The organism is Deminuibacter soli (genome assembly GCF_003412455.1).
GTDB lineage: Bacteria > Bacteroidota > Bacteroidia > Chitinophagales > Chitinophagaceae > Deminuibacter > Deminuibacter soli.
This window is the reverse complement of the sequence record NZ_QTJU01000011.1, coordinates 93151-117809: the sequence shown is the minus strand read 5'-3', so window position 1 is coordinate 117809 and position 24659 is coordinate 93151. Positions and strand designations below refer to the sequence as shown.

General features: G+C 43.6%; 18 protein-coding genes and 1 tRNA gene. 12 read left to right on the top strand and 7 right to left on the bottom strand.

Annotation, left to right across the window (positions count from 1 at the left end; translation table 11 throughout):
• Positions 1-193: 193 nt before the first annotated feature.
• Positions 194-282, top strand: a tRNA-Ser gene (locus DXN05_RS21530).
• Positions 283-578: 296 nt separating this feature from the next.
• Here the strand turns inward: DXN05_RS21530 and DXN05_RS21525 are convergent.
• The 5 genes from DXN05_RS21525 to DXN05_RS21505 all read right to left on the bottom strand — a co-directional run bounded on the left by DXN05_RS21525 (position 579) and on the right by DXN05_RS21505 (position 7812).
• On the bottom strand, positions 579-4643 hold the full coding sequence (locus tag DXN05_RS21525; RefSeq protein ID WP_116849361.1) for a carbohydrate-binding protein: 4065 nt from the start codon (positions 4641-4643) through the stop codon (positions 579-581).
• Positions 4644-5012: 369 nt separating this feature from the next.
• Positions 5013-5393 (bottom strand): winged helix-turn-helix transcriptional regulator, encoded by a 381-nt coding sequence (locus tag DXN05_RS21520; protein WP_245975270.1) that lies wholly within the window; start codon positions 5391-5393, stop codon positions 5013-5015.
• Between the two features lie 81 nt (positions 5394-5474).
• Positions 5475-6257: a helix-turn-helix transcriptional regulator gene (locus DXN05_RS21515; protein WP_211330119.1), complete on the bottom strand. Its 783-nt coding sequence runs from the start codon at positions 6255-6257 to the stop codon at positions 5475-5477.
• A 179-nt stretch (positions 6258-6436) separates the two neighbouring features.
• Entirely contained in the window at positions 6437-6919 is a 483-nt protein-coding gene (locus tag DXN05_RS21510) for an antibiotic biosynthesis monooxygenase family protein (protein WP_147314028.1), read from the bottom strand.
• A 254-nt stretch (positions 6920-7173) separates the two neighbouring features.
• The gene (locus tag DXN05_RS21505) at positions 7174-7812 is read right to left on the bottom strand and encodes an NAD(P)-dependent oxidoreductase (protein ID WP_116849359.1); all 639 of its coding nucleotides are present in this window, start codon (positions 7810-7812) and stop codon (positions 7174-7176) included.
• A 115-nt stretch (positions 7813-7927) separates the two neighbouring features.
• Here DXN05_RS21505 and DXN05_RS21500 point away from each other — a divergent pair, with 115 nt between their 5' ends.
• Entirely contained in the window at positions 7928-8587 is a 660-nt protein-coding gene (locus DXN05_RS21500) for a MarR family winged helix-turn-helix transcriptional regulator (RefSeq protein ID WP_116849358.1), read from the top strand.
• A 178-nt stretch (positions 8588-8765) separates the two neighbouring features.
• Here DXN05_RS21500 and DXN05_RS21495 read toward each other — a convergent pair whose 3' ends face one another.
• Together DXN05_RS21495 and DXN05_RS21490 are read right to left on the bottom strand one after the other, a co-directional pair.
• Positions 8766-9326, bottom strand: coding sequence for an ester cyclase (locus tag DXN05_RS21495; RefSeq protein WP_116849357.1), 561 nt, complete (start codon positions 9324-9326; stop codon positions 8766-8768).
• Between the two features lie 108 nt (positions 9327-9434).
• Complete coding sequence (locus DXN05_RS21490; RefSeq protein ID WP_116849356.1) at positions 9435-10205, bottom strand: helix-turn-helix domain-containing protein; 771 nt, start codon at positions 10203-10205, stop codon at positions 9435-9437.
• A 273-nt stretch (positions 10206-10478) separates the two neighbouring features.
• On the opposite strand from DXN05_RS21490, the gene DXN05_RS21485 reads away from it, so the two are divergent.
• The 10 genes from DXN05_RS21485 to DXN05_RS21440 all read left to right on the top strand — a co-directional run bounded on the left by DXN05_RS21485 (position 10479) and on the right by DXN05_RS21440 (position 24650).
• Positions 10479-11042, top strand: a complete 564-nt coding sequence (locus tag DXN05_RS21485; RefSeq protein WP_116849355.1) for an RNA polymerase sigma-70 factor — start codon at positions 10479-10481, stop codon at positions 11040-11042.
• Positions 11043-11049: 7 nt separating this feature from the next.
• Complete coding sequence (locus DXN05_RS21480) at positions 11050-12048, top strand: FecR family protein (protein ID WP_116849354.1); 999 nt, start codon at positions 11050-11052, stop codon at positions 12046-12048.
• 3 nt (positions 12049-12051) lie between these two features.
• Complete coding sequence (locus tag DXN05_RS21475; protein WP_116849353.1) at positions 12052-13959, top strand: LA_2272 family surface repeat-containing protein; 1908 nt, start codon at positions 12052-12054, stop codon at positions 13957-13959.
• A 197-nt stretch (positions 13960-14156) separates the two neighbouring features.
• Complete coding sequence (locus tag DXN05_RS21470) at positions 14157-15584, top strand: alkaline phosphatase family protein (protein ID WP_116849352.1); 1428 nt, start codon at positions 14157-14159, stop codon at positions 15582-15584.
• A 10-nt stretch (positions 15585-15594) separates the two neighbouring features.
• Complete coding sequence (locus DXN05_RS21465) at positions 15595-16716, top strand: lysylphosphatidylglycerol synthase transmembrane domain-containing protein (RefSeq protein WP_116849351.1); 1122 nt, start codon at positions 15595-15597, stop codon at positions 16714-16716.
• Positions 16717-16820: 104 nt separating this feature from the next.
• A complete protein-coding gene (locus DXN05_RS21460) occupies positions 16821-18014 on the top strand; it encodes an epoxide hydrolase family protein (RefSeq protein WP_116849350.1) in 1194 nt (397 codons plus the stop codon).
• A 263-nt stretch (positions 18015-18277) separates the two neighbouring features.
• Positions 18278-18826 carry an RNA polymerase sigma-70 factor gene (locus tag DXN05_RS21455; RefSeq protein WP_116849349.1) on the top strand — a complete coding sequence of 183 codons (549 nt, stop codon included), beginning with the start codon at positions 18278-18280 and terminating at the stop codon, positions 18824-18826.
• 57 nt (positions 18827-18883) lie between these two features.
• On the top strand, positions 18884-19927 hold the full coding sequence (locus tag DXN05_RS21450; RefSeq protein ID WP_116849348.1) for a FecR family protein: 1044 nt from the start codon (positions 18884-18886) through the stop codon (positions 19925-19927).
• A gap of 89 nt (positions 19928-20016) precedes the next feature.
• Entirely contained in the window at positions 20017-23112 is a 3096-nt protein-coding gene (locus tag DXN05_RS21445; protein WP_116849347.1) for a SusC/RagA family TonB-linked outer membrane protein, read from the top strand.
• Between the two features lie 17 nt (positions 23113-23129).
• Positions 23130-24650: a RagB/SusD family nutrient uptake outer membrane protein gene (locus DXN05_RS21440; RefSeq protein WP_116849346.1), complete on the top strand. Its 1521-nt coding sequence runs from the start codon at positions 23130-23132 to the stop codon at positions 24648-24650.
• Positions 24651-24659: the final 9 nt, after the last annotated feature.

Below are 24659 nucleotides of genomic sequence, written 5' to 3'. Positions count from 1 at the left end.
GGCGAATGCCGGGTTTCTTTTTGCCGGTAAGTGACTGGTAGTGATGCGTATAGCGCTGCAATGCAGTGAGGCTGCAGGATACGGGCTGCGGCAAATATTTATTCAAAAAAATTACCCGATAAACTTCGAAAAATTTTTGTGATTTCATCAAAACTCCTATTTTTGCAACCCCTTCCAATACGGAGGAAAGGTTGGTGAGGTGGATGAGTGGCTGAAATCAGTAGTTTGCTAAACTGCCGTACGGGTTAAACTGTACCGCGGGTTCGAATCCCGCCCTCACCGCTTGATGAATAATCAAAGACTGTCAAAAGCCCGCAAATATTGAGTTTGCGGGTTTTTTGCGTTTGGGGGAATAGCAAAAAATTGCAAGGTATATCCAATAGCCCATTTACCAGGTTTAACAGGTCTTTGAACCAACGTTGAAACGGTTTTCTCACCAGTAGGAATTGTGCAAGGGAAAGCATAGGTAACGTCGGTTGCTGCTTACTATAAACCGGCAATCATATTGTCAACATACCATGTGTTGCATCAATACAATTGCCGGTTTAATTACAATGCCCGGTTATATAAAGCTGCAGTTAAGGTATTAATACCGGCTGCGTAAAATGTGTGCCTTGCGGCGTAACCAGTTGCAGGTGATAATAACCGGCAGGCAGGTTACGCGTTAAGGGCCAGCTGTAGTTGGCTACGCCGCTTGTTACGGTTAACTGCGTTTGCAATACAGGCTGGTACAGGTTGTTTACCAGTATCACCTGGTACTTGCCTGCAGGCAGGTTGGTTAACTGCAGCCCTATGGTGCCGGTGGTAACGGGGTTGGGGTATACCACTATTTTTGCTTCAGCGGCTGCCTTCTTCACAGGTCTTGAAGTTGATTCAAGGAAGCGCACATAGTTCAGGTTAAAACCATAACTGCCGATAACGATACGCAGTATATGCTGGCCGGCTTTTAACAGCGGTGTAGTTACCGAGGCCGACTGATAAGTTTGCCAGCCACCGGTATTGGGCAGGTTCACGGTGCCGGAGATATTTACCCCATCCATTTCAACCTGCAGTTTACTGCCGTTATTGGGTGAGGCTGCTCTTACCTCCAAGGTATAAACACCGTCCTTTAAAACGTTCACGGTATATTTCATCCATTCGCCCGGTTCTGTAGAACCCACATCGTAGCCGCCTTCGCCACATACTTCCGCATCTACGCTTTCGCTGGGGCGATATTGATTGCCGCCCTTGTTGGCAGAATCATTGTCAAAATAAGCAACACCTTGTCCGCCGTTGTCGAAATTCTCTGCTTCAACAATACCCGGAATAGTATAGGGGGCGCCCAGGTAAGGAGATAGCCCCACAGGTACAGTAACGGTGTCGACGGCATAAATGCCCGCATCAACCGAAGTAACACGTATTATGGCAGTGCCGCCGCCAACAGCATGTACTTTACCGGCAGTATCAACAGTGGCAACAGCGGTGTTATCCGATGTCCAGGTAACTGCTTTATTGGTGGCAATAGCGGGCGTAATAACCGCTGCAAGTTTCGCAGCAGAATCCGGTTTTATCGTACGTATGGGCAATGGGATGGAGATACCGGTAACATTTACTTTGCCAAACGCATAGAACTCATGGATTGACCAGAACATTCCGCCTTTGTAACCGGTTTGCGTAACACGTACGTAACGGCAGGCCGTATCAGGGAAAGTGATTAAAGTCATACCCTGCAAGCCATTGTCGGAAGCAACGGGATTGCTCCAGTGCAGGGTGTCTTTGGCAACGCGCACTTCATATCCTGCGGGAAAATCGTTGATGCTCTGCGTTGCATCCAGCACCACGCGGTGAATGGTATTGATCGTCTTCATGTCAACCGTAAAGGTTTGACCGGGCACTTGCTCTGCGTTGCTATCCCAGCGGGTATAGTCGGTGCTGTCGAGCGCATTTTGTGCAGCCCTGGTATTGGAAGAAGCAAAGGCTGTCCAGCCATGGCGGTCCAGTGCACCTTTTATTACCACCGTATACGCGTTACCCAGGTTGTTTTTGAAAGCAGCTGTTTTGGCCGGAACGATGCCTGTGCTGTCCATGATGGAGGAGCGCACAGAAAAGTTGGCTTCCTCACCGTTTTTCAAAATAGCCGGTACCGGCCATACCGATGCGTTGTGCATATTCAACCTGCCGCTTTTGATGTCTGCAAAACGTAAATTGCCGGCCTGTATGAAGCCGGTGCCCTGCAGGTTAATGGTACCGCCATTCATAATGAAACTTTGCCCGGGGTAACCGGTGAAAGTGCCATTGTATAAATTGAATGTACGGGAAGCGAAGCTGGCAGAAGTTTTAAAATTGGAAGTGCCGGTGTCTGCATCGTTTTCCTTGGTGGTAATTGCGCCCGCGTCAATAAAATCGAAGCCTGCGGTGCCCATGCCCTGGAGGTTGATGGCAGTAGAGGAGCCATCTATTTCCATACCATGGCAAATGCCTGATGCACCTGCTCCTTCACTTAAAAACAGCACACCATTTGCCGGACCAAACACGAAGTTGTTAAACAGCACTTCGTTAGAACAATTACCCAGCGTCAGGAAGTCCTGGCTGGAGTGGTTATAGGTGTACACGGGACCATTGTTATTGCTGGGCGCCGAGTTAGGCCAATTGCCCCATTCGTCGTCACCGCCTACAGCAAAAGCAATCGGGTTTACCTGTGCATTGGAAATCTGCCCGCCGGCTGATCCGCCGCCAACACGTATTACGCTTTTAAAGAACTGGCCTGTGATAAAATCGACATAGTGGTTATCACATTTATTGGTAAACAGGTCAATACCCTGGTATACGGCGCGCATGGCAATGTTTACGATATACACGTTAGCGCCGCTTGCGCGTATGGCATAGGGATAGGAGATGATATTGGCCGGGTAATTGGCTGCATAGGTTTGCTCAGGGTAGTTAATGGTTAGCCCGCGGATGCCGCTATTGGCTGCCAGCGTAATAAAGGGTGTACCGGTTGGTACGTTTTTATCTGCATGCGGCTCCAGTATGGCGCCCTGGCTCATGGGCAAAGCACTAATGTCGGAAGCACCTTTCAGCTCAACACCTGCAGGCACACTGAGATGCCCGTTGAATTCGTATTTGCCTGGTGGTAAAAACACAATGCCACCACCATCTGCCGCCGCTTTGTTTAGCGCAGCCTGTACAGCACTGGTGTTATCGGTTACCCCATCGTGGCGCGCATTGAAGGGTGCATCGGTAACCACATACAATGCCTTGCGGGCGGGCTGGTGTGTACCCTGTACAATGGAGGGAAATGCAGGCATGTGCGGTAAAGTTACCGGCACACTGTCAATGATACCCACAAAATCGGAATTGTTTTGTATAGACTTCGCATTCTTAAAGCGGTTGGCGGTAACCAATCCCCTTGATTTAGATTGCAACACGATCTGCGGTGCGGCATTGTTGAAATCACAATCAGAAGGCATAAACGTGCCGCCGCCTATATCCACTTTACCCGTGCCAATGGTACACTGTTGCATGATAATGCGCGCCAGGCAGGTGGAATCGGCCTTTACTGCGTTTTGTGAGCCGCTAATGGTACAGGTATGCAGTTGCAGTGTGCCATCGCTGTTACTGCCGCCGCCAATGGCCAAACCGTTGGTACAGCCGCTGGTTATTACACGGGAGAACAGCACACCAATGCCGCTGATACCTTCTGCATAAATGCCTGTTTCGCAGTTGGTGAGGTTAATGGCATAGTTCTGTGCATTGGGTACGGTGCCCGGACTTAAAACAGAGGGCGCAGCATGGTAACCGATATGGTAACCTTCGATGTCCATAAAGCTCGTATATGTCCAGTCGTTGCGGCGCATCACAAAACCAGTACCGTGCTGTTTGATCCATGATTCAAAACTGCTGCCTGCAGCCGGTGCATTGGGCAGGCCTGAACCAGACCAGTAGCCTGGCGCAAAATGGATGCTTTCAATATGACCTACATCAGCTATACCGTCTATTTCCACGCCACGTGACAACGGTGTGCCATAAAGCCCATTGATATTAGGCACCGATCCGCCAACAATACAAACCACACCGCTGTAAGCATTTACCAGTGTCACATTCCTGGTGGTATTGCCATTACTGGTATAGCTGAGCGCTGCGTTGCCATACCCGATAGCAGGTGGGTAGGGTGTAATGTTGTCCGGTGTTTGCTCCGGGTACCAGATTGCCAGGTCCATTACGGCTGCGGCGGAAGCAACGGAAATAAATGCTTCACTGGTTTCATTGCCCCTGCCGGCATAGGCCATCAGGATGGTGCCTTTCACCGGCTGGCCTTTTACAGGCTGCTGCCATTCGCCACGCAGGGTAACTCCTTTGGGAATACGCAGCCTGCCCTTGATTACATACTTGCCGGTGGGTACAAACAGGGTACCGCCCCCGATAAGCCCCAGCGAATCGAGGCGTTGCTGGAAAATGCCGGTAACATCGGTTGCCCCATCGCCGGTTGCACCATAATCGGCCACGGAATAGCCAATAACCGGTGCATCGCTGGTAGCAAAAGCAGGTTGAATCAGTCGCCATTTTTGTGCAATGGCGCAGGAAGTATGCGCCCCGAACAGTAACAGGATAAACAGAACTCGGTAAAAACGCCCGAAAGAGGGGGAGCGTAGCACTCGATTCATTTGAAAGGGGTTTTAGCTTGGTTAATTAAAATTGTAGTTTCCGGGGTGATCTTGTAAATCGTTGGTACGTTTTTAATGCGGTTTTTACATGGGGCGGGTTGAGTGATGTGCATATAAAACCGGGCATGCAAATTTGTGCGGGAATGATGTGTAAAAGCGATATATATCAACTAAAAAGTTGTATGAATTACCGAAAGCGGGCTACAAGCGCTGCGCACTTTGTGCAGCAAGTTTTAAGCGTGAAGCTTATTGGAAGGCGTTTATTGGGTGGAATAGAAGGAATTCTTTGGTATTAACACAGGGTTAATAGCCAACTTAAATATGCCAGGTGAGTTTTGAATAAGTATCGGGAATATTCCGGCAGCATAGTTAACTGCCTTTTAGATGGAAGAACTGTCCTTGAATTTTGGCCCATTTCTGCATTTTGTTTAGCACTGGTTGCAAATTGGTACCTGCTGGTGTCAGGCTGTATTCTACTGCGGGTAATGCTGTCTTAAGGACTTCCCGATTTACTATGCCCGTTTTTTCAAGATCTTTTAATTCTCTTATCAGCACTTTGGGCGTAATTCCGCTGGTTGCCCTTTCAAGTTCATTAAACCGCTTTTTCCCTTTCATCAATTCCAAAATTATCTGGATTTTCCATTTGCCAGCTATAACCCGCATTGTAAGTTGCAGCGATTCCAAGTTGTATTTTTCGACCATCGTACCCTTGTTGTAAGCCTGTTTTATGAATCGCTCTTTTTTTGCCATTATATTATCTCGGATGTGATGCTAATGGGCAACAAAATGCATAGACACGCTGAATACATAGCAGTGCAAGCTGCAGGGCGGCTACCAGTAAGCGGTTGACTTGTTTCGGAAAAAATCGCGCGGTGTTTGACCGGTAAAAAGCTTAAAATCCCTATTGAAATGCGGCTGGTCATAATACCCGTTATCCAGGGCAAGATCATAAAACGATACTGGCTCAACATACTGCTTAATAACCGCCTTTATTCTCACGATTGAAGAAAACTGTTTGGGTGTTGTACCCGCGAGCTTTCTGAATCTTTTCTCAAATGCGTCCTGACTGATATAAAGCTCATTGGAGAGTTCGCGTATATTAAGCCTGCCTCCGGCGGCATTTATTCTTTCAATAGCATTGTATATTAATTTGTCCACCTGGTAGCCCTGTAATCTTTCGATTAAATACTGTTCTATTAAACGAACTGCCTGGGCATTGTTGTGCGCATGCCATAATTGATCCTGAAGAGTTGATAATCTGCCTGCGCTATCGAAGTTTTCCATCGACAGGCTTAACTCAAAGTATTCATCCAACGGTTCTTTGAAAAAAGCTGCCGCCCCGGTCTCTTTAAATAAAACGATGATTGCCGTGGTGTTTTTTTGGTAATGAATAAATCGGACTGATTTCTGTATTCCCGAAAATGTCGTTGCGGGTAGTTGAGCCAGATAATTGTCGTGGACACTGCCAAATTCACCGCGTATGCGAAAAGCCAAAGAAAGCGCTGTGTCTGGCAGAATCTTATTTATCCTTTCTTCTTCACATTCAACCAAACGGTATCCCTTTATAAAAGGTCTTAAAGAAACAGCTGGTAAAAAGGTTTCTATTTTCATCATCTTTTTGGTTTTGCTGTGACCATGCCTCAAAGTACTTGTTACGGATACTCGTGTGTTATTGTTTTGAGTGCTGACATTTTCAACTACTGAACCCAGTCAAAGTGCCGGGACGGCATACTTCTAATTATCTTTTGATTTGTGCTGTTGTAAAAGTCGCGTCGCTGAAAACTACATTTCACTTAGTTGTCCAGTGTGTTGTATATGGATCTTTCCATTTTTATATTTAGTCTTTTAATAAATTCCTGCGGCTGGATATTCAAACGCTGAAATTCTCCCTGAACAGCATCTTTTGCCTTGCTTAATGCTTCCTTGTTTTCCCATATAGCAATAGTTATCAGTGTCATATTGCCTTGTTCATCCCTGGATTCAAATGCCTGCTGACTAATTAAGCCAGGCAATGTTTTGATGAACTTACCTACCGTCTTTGTTTGGCTGAGTAACTCATCGATAGAACCGGCAGGGATAAATAGTTTATCTATTAGCGCTACATTGCCGGCATCTTCTGAATGAATTTCTTTTGCTTCAATAGATTCCTTTTCGTCTTTCATTTTCGTCTCAGTTTTTGATTTTGATAAATGATTTGGATTAGCCTTTAAAACGGAAAGAGCCACCATAAACAGTGCGGTGAATAATATCCATTTCTTTGACATTTTTGATTTCATGTGTTGCATTTTTATAAATGCAAGTTGAAAATAATTCTAACCTAAACATTGTATAAAATCATTAGTTTTCAATAGCGCGATATAGGGACGAAGGAGGTTGCTGTTTGAGGCGCTCCACTATAGTTAACGCCAGGCTGTTGAGTTGTAACCTGGCTGGCATGTGAAGCCGGCCTCAGATCGAAACCGGGTTTCTTTTTTGCTTACGTAACAAAGAAAAGACAACAAGCAATTCAATTTGTAAACGTTACCGGATGTCAATATGCAATGTTTACGATGGAACCAAAAGTTTCCGGTGCATCAATTATTGTCAGCATAAAGTTTGCCAGGTCGGCTCTTGCGATACTGAATGGTTTTCGTAAAGGAGTGTTTACAGCCGTTCTGTATTTACCTGTTGCTGTTTTGTTGGTCAATCTTGCAGGTCGTACGACTGTCCACTCGACAGGACTTGCAGTGACGAACTTTTCCATCAGCCGCATATCAGTATACGGACCTTTTAATATTGGTTGCAACACCAGTTTGACTAATAGCCTGGTAAAAACTCCCATTTCTTTATTGGTTTCTAATCCGCCTGCAGATACGCAAATCAAACGTGGCGTTCCTGCCTTAACCATTGCTTCTACAATATTTTTAATTCCTTCAGAATAGATTTTGGTTGGCTTCGTACTACGACCAGAACCCAGGCAGGAAATGACTGCCCTTGTTCCAAGCAGTTTTTCTTCGAAGGTTGCAGCAACCAGTACATCTCCCATGGTAATAGTTAAATTTTTATGCACCAGGTTAAAAGCACTTATGTCTCTGACTACAACGGTTACCAGGTAGCCTTTTTCCAGGGCCTGTTTTACTACTTCGTAGCCTGTACCGCCTGTGGCTCCGAAAACTATAATTGCATTCATGTTTGTATATATTTCGTTTACGTTATTTTATTGTATAAAATGATACGTTTACGATATAAATATACTAATAACGTATTACTTATTTTATTTTTACTTCGAAATCACAATAAATGTTATGAATAAAGCTGTGGCATTGATCACTGCATGGGGTGACTTTGATGCACGTTACCCGGAAAGTAGCCTTGAAGACTTTTGCAGGTATTATCTTAATACGAATGATACAAAATCGACCGCTGTCGCAAAATCGCCCTGGCAAATGCCTGTATCAACTGATTTTGTTTTGATGAGGCTCGTCGGAAGGATTTACAAACTTCATTCCTTTTACGCTGCAATTGCGATGGATGGCACGGGAATAAATACTTCGGAAGAATTTTCATTGTTGAACGCCATCGACGGTCTCAATGAACCACGTAAGACAGAGGCTATCTCCAAGGCATTGTTCGAGCTTTCAACAGGCAGCGACATGCTAAGTCGTTTAAAGAAGATCGGTTATATTTCCGAGTATGCGGATGCGGAAGATGGCAGATCCAAACGCCTAAAGATGACTGCCAAGGGAAGTAAAGCTTTGGCAACATGTCGTAAAAGGATGAACCTGCTTGCCGAAATGGAGTTTCATGATCTTACAACAGATGAGAAGAAACTTTGCATTCACCTCCTCAATACGGTTGACAACAAATTCTCTGCGGCATGGCTGTTACATAAGGGGAAACGATTTGAGGATATTTACAAAGAAGTAACAGCTGAGCCGGTTTTGTCTGCAAAAAATAATCGTTAAACAAGTTCAATGCCAGGAGACTTGGTCATCCGGCAATCATGAATCATTACAATGATGGAACGACTTGGAGACCATACTATAGTTGTTTGGTGGAGTGGTTTCTTTTTGTGCCAGTGAATCCAATAAAAAGTAAATAACTTTCATTGACGTAGATCAAAGATTTTTCAAGGAAACATTGTTAGTTTTTTGGGCTTTGTGGGGGCGATGGAATCAGATTCGCGGGTATAGCGCCAATCTGTAATAATACACCAAGTCTGTCGCCCTGCATCCAGGCGTGAACAATTTTGCCACCTTCATTGAATTGGTATATCACTATTGCATTATCGGTAACCGGTTTATTACTTGCCGGAATTCCACGGAATGGCTGGGTATTGTTTCCCTTCCAAGACCATCTCACTATTACCTTATCATTGTCTGCGAGTAAATCCTCGATGGTCCATTTCATATCCGGAAATCCTGCCACAATGGTTGTCACCGCTTCTGAAAACCCTTTTACTCCTTTTTCACCGCGTATGCCGACGTATTCTTCAGACACAACGCTTGCAAGTTGATCAAATTGTCTTTCGTTCAGAAGATCTTCATATAAATGACGGATCGTTTCCTTATTTCTTTCGAGTGTTTCACTTGTTTTCATTTTTGTACTGTAAACGTTTTTGTGTGTATCCTGCTGCTGTGCTTTGGTAGAGGACAATGTGAATATCAAAACAACGATGATAAATAGTTTTGTAGTCAATGACATAGGTGATGGTTTTAAGTGGTTAATTTATTAATGCCTTGCAGCCCCAAAAATAGACGACCGCAATAGCCCTGAATTGTAAATAATCAATTTTGTAAACTGGGCTTACGTTTACCAGTAAAATCCCTGCTTAAAAAAATGGGAAGGACTTTCACCTGTGAAAGTTTTAAACCCTTTGATAAAATGCGATTGATCAAAAAAGCCAGCAGCATAAGATAATTTGGTGAGATCAGCTCCGTTCTTATAATTTTGAATGGCCGATCTTAGCCTGATTATTGATGAAAAATGTTTGGGGCCAGTGCCTACCTGACTTCTGAATTGCTTCTCGAATGAATTGACGTTTGTATTTAATAGCTTTACCAGCTCGGAAATTTTGAAATTACCGCTTGTTGATTTAATCAGTTTTACTGCTTCAGTTACTAAGTCGTAAGTGGCCCTGTATTTTAGATTAGTATTAAGCAATTCCTCTACCAGCCTGATGCGCTGATCATGAGTGGGAGCTTCAGATAGCTGTTCTTCAATCTTCTGGATTTGCCAGGCTGGCAACAACTGGTCAAGTGGCGTACTGTATCCGGCCGTTTCGTGCAAAGGGGCATTGAAAAAAGCTGCTGCTGCGCCCTCCCGGAAATGTACAAGCAGCACACCAGTATTGCAGGTATACCGGATAAGACGGGAACTTGTACTTATCCCAGTAAGGCAAAACGCCGGCAGCGGCGCGTGAGGTGAATTGTCTGAAAATGTAGTTCCCCGGAATCGAAAAGCCATCACAAGGGAGGTGCCAGGTAAAATCCTGTTTACCGTTTCTGTGTCGCTTTCGACGATCATGAAACTATTTACAAAAGGTTTCAACAATTGGGATGGTTCGAACTTTTGAATCTTCATGCTTGTCACTTTAAATTCATAATGATTCACGCATCAAGGATGGGATAAACCGCATATTTTGTAAATCTACACAAATTAATATTTACTTCGCAATCGTACTTAATTTTGTTAATTTGTGACGTATTCGATATAATTTTATTTTTGGATGATCCGTGGTCTTTACCTGGGGTAAAAAAAAATTTGGATAACCGGTAGGGTAAAGCCAATGTTAACTGTTATATCAGGTAAAACGGCCGGAGAATGTAGTTTTTTAAACATTGCGGAATATTTATAATGACTGGCGATAGGCAGGGTAACCTTAAAAATGATGAGGCGGAACGTATGTTTGAAGCAGTTTTTAAAGAGAATTTTAAAAACCTGTATGCGTTTGCCTATACTATTGTGAAGGATGATAGCACCGCCAAGGAGATCGTTCAGCAATCATTTACCAACCTTTGGCAAAAAAGAGAAAAACTTCAATCAACGGAATCATTAATCCGCTACCTCTATAAATCGGTGTACCATACAGGCCTCAACCACTTAAAGCATCTGAAAGTAAAAGCGGTCTACAAACAACGTTATTTGCAAAATTCTGAAAGATTAACAACAGCTTCAGAGCGATTGCAGCAAAAGGAAGTGGAGCAAAAGATAGCAGAAGTGTATAATGAATTACCTGAGAAAAGCCGCTTGATCTTTCAGTTAAGCAGGTATGAGGGATTGAAATACGCTGAAATAGCAAGAAGATTGCATGTTTCTGAAAAAGCAGTGGAGAAGCATATAACCAAAGTTTTGAAAATATTCCGGCAAGAGCTGAAAGACTACTTGCCATTTATTTTTATATTATGGATTATACAGTAAATGTCTAATGGCAAAAAAAAATAAAAATAGAGTAATAAATGACGAAGTTTTAGCACGGTATATCACTGGTGAATCAGGGGAAGCCGAATCTGAAACAGTTAGACACTGGTTAGACAGCGATGAGAAAAACAGGCGTTATTACGAAATATTTTTGCAAGTGTCATCTTATGCGCAATCCGGAATTTACACTGATCACATTGATGAGGAAGCTGAATGGCGAACTTTCCGGGCCAACATTGCAGGGGCCGGCGTTTCTCTTCCAGTGCGAAAGGTTTGGTTCCACCAAAAATTAGTACGCATCGCAGCTATATTTGTCCTGGTGAGCGGCCTGATTGCTTTTTATCTTTTGGAAAGCCAAATGTCCGGCCCAAAAAAGGAATTGTTATCCGGCCAAGCAGTACTGACAGAAATAATGCCTGATGGCTCCCGCATAACGCTTAATAAAGGGTCTGTCCTGTATTATACACCGTCTTCTTATAATAAAAAACGCCATGTTCAGCTAACGGGAGAAGCTTTTTTTTCTGTAGCTCCAAATAGGGAAATACCTTTTGTCATAGATTTACCCGGTACAGTAGTAGAGGTGGTAGGTACGTCGTTTAATATTAAAATGACAGATAATAAAACAGAAATTATCGTAGAAACAGGAGCAGTACAGGTTAAAAAAGGTAACATGGTTTTTCACCTGCTTGCCAAAGAAAAGGTTACACTTTATAAAGATGATATGACGGCCGTTAAACAGGTCAACGCCGACTCTTTATATAGTTATTACCGCACGAAAAAATTTGTATGTAAAGGGACGCCTGTTCGCGAGTTGATTGTGGCGCTAAACAATACTTATGATACACATATTTCCCTCCAGGATGATAAAGACGGCGATATGCCCATCACAGTGACTTTTATGGGAAAGACAATAACCGAAATATTACCTGTGATATGCAGTACGCTGCAACTTACAATGGTCGAGCATGGTAATACAGTCATTCTTAAAAAAAGAAGCGGGCTATAATACATGAATCAACCTGCACTTATTAAGCGACTGATAATTTTGCTATGCCTGGCCTTTCCTGCAGTGGCAGGAGCGCAGCATTTGTTGGATAAAAAGCTTGCCTTTTTTTCAGTTAACAAGGCTTCTTCCGAGGAAGCACTTCTACAGCTTGGTGAACTTGGGAATGTGCATTTTTCTTATAAAACAGATATCCTTGAGCCGGGACAGACCGTAAGCCTGTCTGCTGAAAACAAGACTGTTTCCCAATTGCTTCGCCTGCTGTTTAAAGAGAAATATGAATACGCGGAGCACCAGGATTTTATTATTATAACGAAACGGAATTCTTACTACATCATAACAGGCCAAATATCAGATAAGGAAACGGGCAAACCACTGGACAGTGTAATGGTATCTTCTTCATTAAATGGGCTTTTTGCCCTTAGCAATAAGGATGGTATATTCCAGCTGAAAATTCCTGTTGGTTACCCGATGGGTTATATAGTTTTAAAAAAGGAACTCTATCTGGATGTTTTCATAGATATAACAAAAGCTTCAGATCATGAGCTGGCTGTACAAATGCAGGCAGTTAAACCCTTCGAACTTATGCCGGTTACTACGCTTGCCCGGGAGGCTGGCAAACATGGGCATATACTTGCGAATCCATTTTATAATACATCAAAAAGGTCGTCTGGCTTCGAAGCGGCTGGCATATTTAATTCCAACACAGGTAATGCTTATAATTTCCAAATAGCAGGGGCCGTAAATATTGTGGGGAAGTCGCTAAAGGGGGTGCAGGTGGCAGGTTTACATAACCTCGTAATAGATTCAACCAGCGGTATACAGGTTTCTGCGTTAGTAAACAAAACCGAAGGACCGGTAAACGGGATGCAGATTGCGGCAGTCAATCACGCGGGTAAATTAAGGGGGGTGCAGATTGGCTTAATCAATATTACAGACAGTTCCGATGGCTATAGCATAGGCCTGCTGAATTTTGTACGTAATGCGGGTGGGTATCATTCACTGTCATTATTCGCTAGTGACCTCATGAATACAAACCTGGCAGTAAAGCTTGGCAATGCCAAATTATATACCGTATTTATGGCAGGCATGAACATCGTGAGAGGTAAAAGACTATACGCCGCAGGAATCGGCTTAGGGCACGATATATTGCTGACAGATAAACTCGCCATTTTAACAGAAGCCAATTATCAGGCCGTTAATGCCGGCAGCTGGGATAATCGCCTGTTGCAGCTAAAATCATCACTGAATTTAAGGCTCAGAAAGGGTGTTAGTTTTTTTGCTGGGCCGGTTTTTTACCATTATACCAATGGTCAGGGTAATACAGTTGAGGGATACAAAAATATGCAGGCAGCCGGATATAAGGCAGTAAGGTCATGGACCGGATGGCAGGCTGGTATTACCTCAACAAATTTATTGTGGTCACCTGGCAAACAATATGTGTGTGCTGACGACAACTGGTCGATACAAGCAGGGGCAGGGGGCGGTATTTCCTTTGATGTTTTTGATGCAGCAGAATGGGCGTCTGTTGATCTGCGTGTGCAAAAAGGAATTAAAGATTATGATATGGTGTTAATGTTTACTGCAGGGCTTAATCATCGTTTTAACCGGTCTTCAGCCATTAATGATATCACCGCCTTATATACGCCCGGCACCACAGATTATATTGCCAAACTTGGACTTAAAGTGTTTGTAATACGCAGATTTTATGTTGCGGCTGAACTTGGAAGTACCTTGAATAAAGTTGCCAGGAAAATATATAACGAGGATAAAATTACCAACCGGAGACGTTTTTTATGGTCGCCTTCTATAGGATGGATGGTGGGGCGAAAGTGGGATATAAGCGCTCGCATAGAAAGTGTTCATACACCTTTGCTGTTACGCTGTGCATACACGCTATGGAAAAGCAGGTAACAACCATTCTGAGACCGTTTGTTTATTTATTTTGAATTAACTCTCCAATCATTATCATCTGCTGTATTTCTGCAGGGAAATGGCAAACGCCAATCTGAAACGAACACCCGATGTGATTGCGCATCAAAACTTCTTGACATGATATTATTTAACAGTGCTCGTGGTAGGGTTTAGCTGCTCACTCCTGTTTTTTATATATGGTAACAAAAAGAAGAGTGGTCTATTACCTGGTAGACGGTGCACATATAAATGTGATGCAGGAATTATTGCAGCAGGGTCATTTACCTAATATAAAAAGAATAGTGGATGAAGGCACATTCAGAACAGCAACAACGTGTTTTCCTTCAACAACAGGGCCGGCTTATCTTCCCTTTTTAACAGGCCATTTTCCCGGCTCCATGCATATAACAGGTATCCGTTGGTTTGACAAAGAGGAGTTCAAACGCAAACGCTGGAGAAATAAAGAAGCCATACGCTCTTACTGTGGCCCGGAGGCAAATCTGTTTAATTCTGATATGCCCGGTGATAAGCCTACATTATTGGAGCTGCTCGGGCAGAGTTATAATGTGTATAACATGATCACGCGCGGAGTGCCCGATAAATTCGACCTTGGAAAAAAAGGCAAAAGCCTTTTGTATTTGCGAGCGCATTTTTTTGGCAGAAATCACCCTGTTGATGAATTGGGGCATAAAAGGATAATGGAGATGCTTCGGAAAGGAAATGATTTTGATTTTCTTTTTGCTGTATTCCCGAGTGTTGACTGGGATTCGCACTATTATGACATCAGGGATCAACGAACCATCCAGGCGTATAAAATAGCGGATCAGAGCCTGGGCGAACTTCGCGAATTTTTAGAAAAAAAGGGTTGGTGGCAGCAAACGCTCTTTGTGCTCAGTTCTGATCATGGCCTAACGGCAACTCATACACATTTCGATATAGCCGACTGGCTGACTGAGGCGGGCCTGCCTTCAATCAGTCACCCTTTTATCTGGAAAAAAAATCCTGCTGCATCAGTCTCGGTGTCGGGCAATTCATTTGCAAGTCTTCATTTGCTGCATCATGAAGGTAGTGGACCACTCGGGGAATCATCGCTGGTAAACAGTTTTGGAGAAAGCCGCTTACAGCAGCTGATACAAAAAGAGGCAGTTGATTTTATTATCTACCGTGGCAATGAACCCGGCGTATTATGTGTCCATAATAATGCGGGCAAAGCCCTGATTAAAAAAACCGGAAACCGGTATAGCTACTTACCCGAAACGTCCGACCCGCTTAGCCTCGGATCAGCAGTTTTTGCAGATGACCACCGGGAAGCGCTTGTGAAAACATTTGACAGTTTATATCCTGACAGCCTGGTGCAGGCAGAGCAGCTGTTCAGGAGCAAGCGCGCGGGGGACATGGTGATCTGCGCAAAAAAGGGATATGATTTGCGGGACGCCTGGGAGATACCGGAGCACAAGGGTTCGCATGGTTCATTGCACCGCGAGCATATGCTTGTACCGCTTATCTATAATCAACAGCATTGGGCCCAACATCCGGCAAGAACTGCGGATTTATTCAGTACCCTCCTGGACTGGATGCATAAGCCGATACCACCTTCTGAAGGAACTTCTTTAATCGTGCAATAATTACAATTTTATGATGGCATCAAATACGCAAACTGACAATAGGAAAATTCTGTCACAAGATCAAAAGAACAATGCCCAGGCCAGTTTAACGGAAAACAAAATACCCATAATAAAATCGCAGCAAATTGTAAGAGGCGCCATTGTGTTCTCGCTCATCACAATTGCCGGCATTGCGGCCGTTTTCTTTTACAATAATACAGGTAAAACCTTTGAGGTACTTACATTTATTAAACCCGGGTACCTTGCAATATGTCTTTGTATGTTATTTATAGACCTGTTGCTGGGCGGATGGCGCAATCATATTTTTGTCAGGAAGATTGCACCTGGTATTTCTGCGTGGACAAGTTTTAAAGCCAATACAGCTAATATGTTCATGGGGGCCATTACACCCGGACATAGTGGCGCCGGTCCTGCTCAAATATACATCTACATGCGCAATGGGCTCAACTTTATTAGTGCCTTTGCCATTGCTCTTATCAGCATGGCTTCCACTTTGATCTTCATGCCACTGGCAGCGCTGACGGCCTTAATGCTCGGGAACCAGCACCTGGAAAGCGGCATAGTTTTTTCCCTGCTTAAGTATGGATTTAGTTTTTTTTCCATTTTTCTATTTGTGTTTTTGCTTGCGTTTAAAAAACCTTTGTTGGTAGGAAATGGAATAAAAAAGATGGCCATTTTTGTGTCATGGATTTTGCCAAAAAGAAAATTAAAATTGCAGGCATGGTCACAAAAGGCTTACGACAATATTTCCAGGTACCAGCAAACATGCCGTTTACTGCTTAGTGAGCATCCCGGCCTGTTCCTGTTAAGTGTACTTATTACTATCGCATTGTACCTTAATAAATATTGCATGCAGTGGATGATACTGAAAGGGCTTGGCATTCATGCTGACCTATTGCAGGTAATGGCCGTTCAGGTACTGATACAATTTATGATCTACTTTGCTCCAAGCCCCGGCGGCAGTGGATTTGCCGAAATCAGTATCGCGGTTCTGTTTCAACGTATAGTACCGGTTTCAATAATGCCTGTTTTTACCTTGCTTCAAAGAGCCTTTTTACTATTTTTTCCTGCTATCATCGGTGCTTTCGTGGTGATCGGAAGGTTGAGAAAGGATGTAAATGATGCCACTTAGCCGCACAAAATATAGAGTGGTCTTCCGAAGAAATTGTAAAAAATCAGTGATTTGATTAACGGAATTATTCTGGATTGATTGTTGCTTTTTCACATAAAAAAGCAATGAAACATCCTTTTCAAATAACGATCCCATCTTCTGTTATCGATGATTTAAAAAATAGACTTGCCGCAACCCGCTGGACAGATGAAATAGAAAATGAGAAATGGGACTACGGCACAAATAAAACCTATTTAAAAGAACTATGTCTTTATTGGGAGAAAACTTTTAACTGGCAAAAACAAGAGGAGTATCTTAATTCTTTTCCACAGTTTAAAACAACAATCAATAAGACGGAAATACATTTCCTGTATCAAAAAGGGGAAGGACAAAATGCTATTCCTTTACTTCTCACACACGGATACCCTGATTCATTTGTGCGTTTTTTAAAGCTCATTCCACTTCTTACAAAGGCGGACGAAAGCGGATTGTCTTTTGATGTGATCGTTCCATCCATCCCGGGCTACGGGTTTTCGGAGATCCCTACCCAAAAAGGAATGAACACAAAAAAAATTGCAGGCCTTTTCGCGGATTTGATGAGAAAAGAACTGGCTTATGAGAAATTCGCCGCACATGGTGGTGATTGGGGCAGTAGCATTACTGAGCAGCTGGCATTATACCATGAAAGTTCCCTGCTATGTATACATTTAACCGATGTACCTTTCGGACATGGCATAATGCCATTGGAAGATCCCAGCAAATCAGAAGAGAAATTTCAGAAAAAAACGCAAAGGTGGGTGCAAACAGAAGGAGCATATTCCGCTATTCAAAGCACTAAGCCACAATCTTTATCATATGGGCTGAACGATTCACCAGCCGGACTGGCAGGATGGATTATTGAAAAGTTCTATACCTGGAGCGACAATCACAGGGCGCTGGAATCCGTATTTACCAAAGATGAGTTGCTTACCAATCTTACCATTTATTGGGCAACGCAAACGATCAATTCATCCTTCAGGATTTACCACGAGGAAATCCAGGAAATTATGCAGGCGATTTATAATCCGCTGGTAAAGTTTAATCCCTTGAATAAAGCGGGAGATAAAACAAAAATACCGACGGCGTTTGCATTGTTTCCAAAGGACATCTCAATACCCCCGCGTGCGTATGCAGAAAGATTTTTTAACGTTCAAAGATGGACAGAGATGGCTGCAGGTGGGCATTTTGCCGCGATGGAACAGCCTGCATTACTGGCGGAGGATATCAGGAAATTCATAGCAGCGGTAAAGTATTCTATTTCTACGGCCATGAGTGAATAAGTTTCAATATCTCAGCAATCGGGAAAAATGCTGCGGTAACTGCCAACAACGGCCTGCCGGTAGTCAACACTTTTAACAGCAGCAACTTTTGATAAATAAAGCGATGGCATAGCGCAGCGGTGATATTACGGTTTTTTGGTATGGGTATGCAATATACTTTATGGCCTTCCGCTACATTTTGTTTTGACGATGTTATATTGGTCTGCACTTAATGAAAAATAATGTAGTTTAGTGGCATTGCTTGCTTTCACAAATTTTGTTAGTTGGATACGATTGCCGAACTGAAACAGAATAATAAACTTGCATTTGACGAGTTGTATTACCGCTACCATGAGCGTATCTATTTTTATTTCCTTGGTAAGTCCAAATCAATCTTTATAGCGGAAGAGGTTACCCAGATAACATTTATTAAACTTTGGCAATACAGGCACAACTTATCAGAAGAATTTTCTATATATACGCAACTATTCAGGATCGCAAAAACAAGCTTTGTTGACGTAATAAGAAGGGAAAAGAATATGCATCAACACAGTCATCTCACTGAAGACAGCGACGCCCAAATTAATGATGTGTGGGAAAAGATAAAAGAAAGAGAACTGCGTGAAACTGCTGACAATATCATCAAACAAATGCCTGAAATGCGCCGGAAGGTTTTTGAAATGAGCCGGGTGGAAGGAATGACTTATAAGGAAATCGCAGATGAACTGTCGCTTTCCGTTAAAACAATTGAAGCGCATATGTCTCAGGCGCTGAAACAGCTCAGGAATTTAATTGTACTGCTGTTATTTCTTTTATGCAAATATTTTTTTTAATGCACTAAGGGTATTTGCCTTTTCTGACGTATACTTTCATAATAACATCATTGGCCAATGATTGACCAGGTATTAATGGAACGTTTTTTCAGGAATGAGTGTACAGCAGAAGAAAAGGCTGCTGTCATAAAATTTCTGGATGAAAATCCAGACGCAATAGACCTGTTTTTATCCGAAAGTGAATCTTATGAAATCGCTGGCAAGCTTATGCCCGGAATATCACAGCAATGGCTCGGAAAAATTCACCGGGAAGCTTTTGAAAAAGCGTCTGTTGTAAGACTATTCAGAAGGCTTTCAGTGGCAGCGGCAGTGGTGATCATTGCCGGATTTGCAATCTTTAAATGGCAGCAGGAACGGATAAAAAGCATCAATCCTCCGGTAATTGCGGTAAAAGAAAGCTCGCAGCCCGGGATGGTTACTTATAATAACAGCACGTCAAAAGAGGAAAATATTATTCTTCCGGATGGATCTTCTATCAGGTTGGCTGCATACAGTTCTGTAAAGTATAGCAGCCAGTTCAAGCAGGATAGGGAGCGTATTGTTTATTTGGATGGCCAGGCTTTTTTTGATGTAAAACACGATAAGGCAAGGGCTTTTATTGTTAATGCCGGTGACATTGCTACGATAGATATAGGGACTACCTTCCGGATAAGTAACAGGAAAGGCGAAGATAATATCAGGGTGAGGCTTTTTACCGGGGAAGTGCAGGTGAAATTAAACGGGAACAATAAAGTGGTTATACCAAATAAAGGGCTGCTTTCTCCAGGTGATGAATTCGTTTACTCCAAAAAGCTTTTGACTGCATATATCAACCGGCCATCCAATAAATTGCTCGTAAAAGCAGGCTCATCAAAACTATCCGGTCCGCCAGCGAGGCCAGACTGGTTTAAGTTTAACGGACAGCCGCTTTCAGAGGTCATTGAACAACTGGCAAATTATTACCAGGCAGAGATTTATTACAATCCGGCGGATCTTAAAGACAAATACTTTACCGGTAAGTTTGATCGGACGGATTCACTGGAGAGGATGCTTGATGATATTGCTTCTTTAAATGACCTGTCGGTCATTAAAACGAAGAATAAGATCATTATCCGCAAATAAGTTGCATCCGTTTCTGTTCCCTTAAGCCGGCGGCATGCCGCTGCCGGAGCAATTAATTATTTCAACATTTTTAAACGAACTACTTGCTTATGAAATCTTCTCTCATTGGCCGGTGGGTATATTGTTATGCCCTTACCGGACTGATTTTATTATTTATCCCCGCATTATGCGATGCCATGCCGGACGGTTCGAGCGTAAAAGGTATTGTGCGAAACGAAAAGAACGAAAATATCGCCGGCGTTTCAGTAACGGTCACTAATGCTAAAACGCAGTTCAACGCAGGCGTGCAAACAGACAGTAGTGGTGTATTCTCTTTTTCAAATCTTCCACCCGGAAATGGCTATAGTTTTACGATTTCTTCTGTCGGTTATGAATCTCAGACCTTATCAGGCTACCAGTTGAAACCCGGCGCTACACTTTCCGTCATTGTTAAATTAAAAGAGGTAACAGCTGCGCTCAACGACGTTGTAGTGGTGGGTTACGGAACCAGCAGGAGGAAAGACCTGACAGGTGCTGTAGCTTCGGTGAAAGGTAAGGACCTGGTAACGCAGGGTGTAAACAGTGTTGAAAAAAGCCTGCAGGGCCGTTTGCCCGGTGTGGCAGTTGAATCCGCCGGCGGAGACCCTGGCTCAGGAACAAGGATACTTATCCGCGGCGTGGGAACGCTTGGCAATGCAACTCCGCTGTATATCGTAGATGGTATTCCCGTTGCTTCCATCAGTAACCTGCTTCCCGGTGATATTGAATCCATCGATGTTTTGAAAGACGCTTCAGCCGCCGCCATCTATGGTTCAAGGGCAGCAAATGGTGTAGTGCTTATATCTACCAAAACCGGGAAGACCGGTAAAACCCAGATCAATTTCGCTGGCAATTACGGCCTTCAGAAGATTGCCCGCACGCTCGATGTATTGGATGCACAGCAATGGGCAGAAGTCAGTAACCAGGCGCATGATGCTGCAGGGTTACCCAGATTGGACATTGCCAAAAATCCCGAACAATTAGGCAAAGGGACAGACTGGCAAAAAGAGATATTCAGAACAGCACCCGTGCAGAGTTATGAAATGAACATCAGCGGCGGCAGCGATCAGACAAAGTATAGTATTTCGGGCGGCTATCTTGACCAGCAAGGTATTGTGAAGGTCACGGGGTATTCAAGATATAATTTGCGCATCAGGTCAGAAACAACAAAGGGAAAATTTAAGATTGGTGAAACGGTGTTGTTAAGTAAAGAGAACTGGAACAGGATTCCCTCCAGTGGCGGCAACCCTGTTGGCGGTGCTGCCAAGTCCATCCCGGTATTTGAGGTATATGATCCAACAGCGTTGGGAGGTTTTTCCGGCGCCTACGGACCGGTAGTGAACATCATCAACCCGGTGGCCCAGCTCAACCTTATCAAAACCAAAAACGAAACAAACTCCGTATTGCTTAACCTTTATGCAGAGTACGGCATTACAAAGGATTTAAAATATAAATTTAATGTAGGCCATACACTGGCTTCAGGAACCGGCTACAACTATACGCAGCGCTACCAGGTGGGCGCGCTGTTTTCCAATCCCACCAATGTGCTCAATGAAAGCCAGGATCAAAGCAAAATGCTGCTTTTAGAAAATACACTGAACTATGACAAAACTTTTGGCAGGCATAAGCTACAGGTGCTGGTAGGCTACACCATGCAGAAAAACAGCTACCGTTTCTGGTCAGAATCAAACAATAATCTGCCCGATGGGCTGGATGTACAGGATGCGGGTTCAGGTACGGCAAGTGTTGGTGGCAACAGGATAGAGAGCGCATTGCTGTCGCAATTGGGCAGGATTGTTTATGGATATGACAACCGCTTCCTGTTCACCGGCAGTTTCCGCCGGGACGGATCTTCAAGATTTGGTAAAAATAACCGCTATGGGAATTTCCCTTCCCTGGCAGCAGGCTGGAATCTTTCGGAAGAAAAATTTTTTACTCCTCTATCCAAAGTCTTCGATGCGTTTAAACTAAGGGTAAGCTACGGCGAATTAGGCAACCAGGAAATTGCTGACTACGCATATATCCCTACGATTGCCTCCAATGCCAACTACGCTATCGGCACAGATCAACACAAATGGTTTGGTGCCATACAACAGGCCTTCGCTGATCCGAACATTAAATGGGAAAACACAAAAACTGTTGATATTGGTATTGATGCCGCGTTATTCAATAACAAACTGAATATTACCGCCGATTATTTTAAAAAGAAATCAACCGATGTATTGTTAAATGTACCCATTCCAGGCTCTGTTGGCTCTGTATCTAACCCAGTGACCAATGCCGGGTCTATTGAAAATCACGGCGTGGAAGTCGGTGCCTCTTATACCGACAGGATCAATAAATTTAAATATACCATCGGCGCTACTGCGTCGGTTATCAGGAATAAAGTGTTGAGCCTGGGCGAAGGCAACCAGCCTATTTATGGCGGTCAACCAACACAAAACGGCGCTTCAACAACTGTGACCGGTGTTGGCGGCCCAGTGACTGCTTTTAAGCTGATTCAAACCAATGGCATTTTTAACAGCCAGGAGGAAGTAGATAATTATCTCGGAAAAAACGGCCAGAAAATTCAGCCCAATGCAGCTCCCGGTGATATTCGTTTCGTTGATGCCAACGGTGACGGTAAAATTGATGACAATGACCGCGTCTATTGCGGAAGCCCCTTTCCCAAGCTTGAATATGGCGTAAACTTTGCCGCATCATGGAACAATTTTGATGCTGCTGTTGTGGTGCAGGGAATGTACGGTAACAGCATTTACAATGCTTTCCGCCAGGAACTGGAAAGCATGAGCTATGAGTTTAATTATTCTACAGCAACACTCAACGCCTGGACCAGCAATAACCACTCTAACATTCCGAGGGCTATTATCAGTGACCCGAATGTAAATGACCGAACCTCTGCACGTTTCCTGGAAAGTGGCGCCTATGTTCGATTGAAGTCATTACAGCTCGGATATAATTTCTCACCGGCCTTGCTCCAGCGTGCGCATATCAGCTCACTCAGGGCTTATATCAGTTGTGATAATCTGTTCACCATTACCAGCTATAAAGGGTATAACCCTGATATCGGCAGAACCGGTTCCATTTTTGACCGTGGAGTAGATTTTGTTTTCGTGAGCTATCCTCTTCCAAGAGTGGTAAGCTTTGGTATTCAAATGTCCTTTTAGCCTTTCAAACTTTTCATATGAAAAAAATATTTTTTTATATCACTTTAATAGCCGGTATAGCGTCCTGTTCAAAGGATACACTTGATAAAGTAAACCCGAATGTACTGACGTCTGACACTTACTGGAAAAATGAAACCGATGTGTTGCAGGCAATGGCAGCTACCTATTACCTGCTGCCTGCATATAATTCAGGATATTGGAGTACGCGTGGCGTAGAAGTAACCAATGCAAGGGGGGATGATTTTTTTATCCGTAACGATGTGACAGACCTGTATAAAATTTCTACTTTTATCAACACTGCAGATAATGCTATCGTTACCAATATTTTTAATAATCAATACCAGGGAATATTTAAGGCCAACCAGGTGCTTGCCAATATTGACAGGGCGGCATTGACGGATGATAAAAAGAAAGTGTACCTGGCCGAAGCGAAGTTCTTACGGGGCCTTTTTTTCTTTAACCTGGTCATCAACTTTGGAGACGTTCCTCTCCGCATTTCTATTCCTTCATCCAGTAGTGATTACAACCTGGCTAAATCGCCGGAGGCAGATGTTTGGGCGCAGATATACAAGGACTTTACAGAGGCTGCGGCCGATCTGCCTGTTGCATGGTCGGGTGAATGGTTGGGGCGCGCTACGAAAGGTGCGGCGCTTGGATATTTGGGTAAAGCTTACCTGTACAGTAAAGATTATGCGAATGCAGCAACAACCCTTCATCAATTAACTGCATCCCCGTTTGCCTATGCCTTGCGGAAAAATTATGAAGACAATTTTACTGATGCCTTTGAAAATAATGAGGAATCACTTTTTGAGGTGCAGATACAGGATGCGGGGGGCCCTTATTTCTGGGCTGGTAACAGCTCGCAACTTGCACTCGGCACCTTCACGGCCCAGGAATTTGCGCCTTCTGAAGTTGCCGGCTGGTTTGAAGCCGCCCCTACCGACAAGCTACTTCATGAGTTTGAAAAAGAAAAGACGCAGAGTGGAGATTATGATCCAAGGATGTATGCAACGCTGGTATGGGATTATCCTGGTGCAACTTATTATAATAAGCCTTTCAAATCATTTGCGCTCTGGTCAGGTTTTCATTCCATGTTCAGAAAATATCAAAACTGGAAAAAAGACAATGAGCTGACAGGCTCTAACGGCAGCTCGTTTGTAACAAGCATCAATGAAAGGGTGTTAAGGTATGCCGACGTATTGCTGATGCTCGCCGAAGCGCTTACCATGGATGGCAAGGTAGGTGAAGCATATCCTTACTTAAACCAGGTACGAAACCGGGCAAACCTTGCACCGTTCCCGGCCGGTACAGATAAGGATAAAATGATGGCAGAAATACGGCATCAGCGGATGATTGAATTTGCTCGGGAAGGTACCCGTTTCTACGACCTGAAAAGATGGGGACTGCTGCAACAGGAATTAACGAACAGCGATAAAGTAGGACGAGAGTTCTTTATACCCAAAAAGTATGATTATTTCCCGGTTCCACAGGCCGAGATCAATACCAATCACCTGGCAGAGCAAAATCCTAATTGGTAACCTACACAG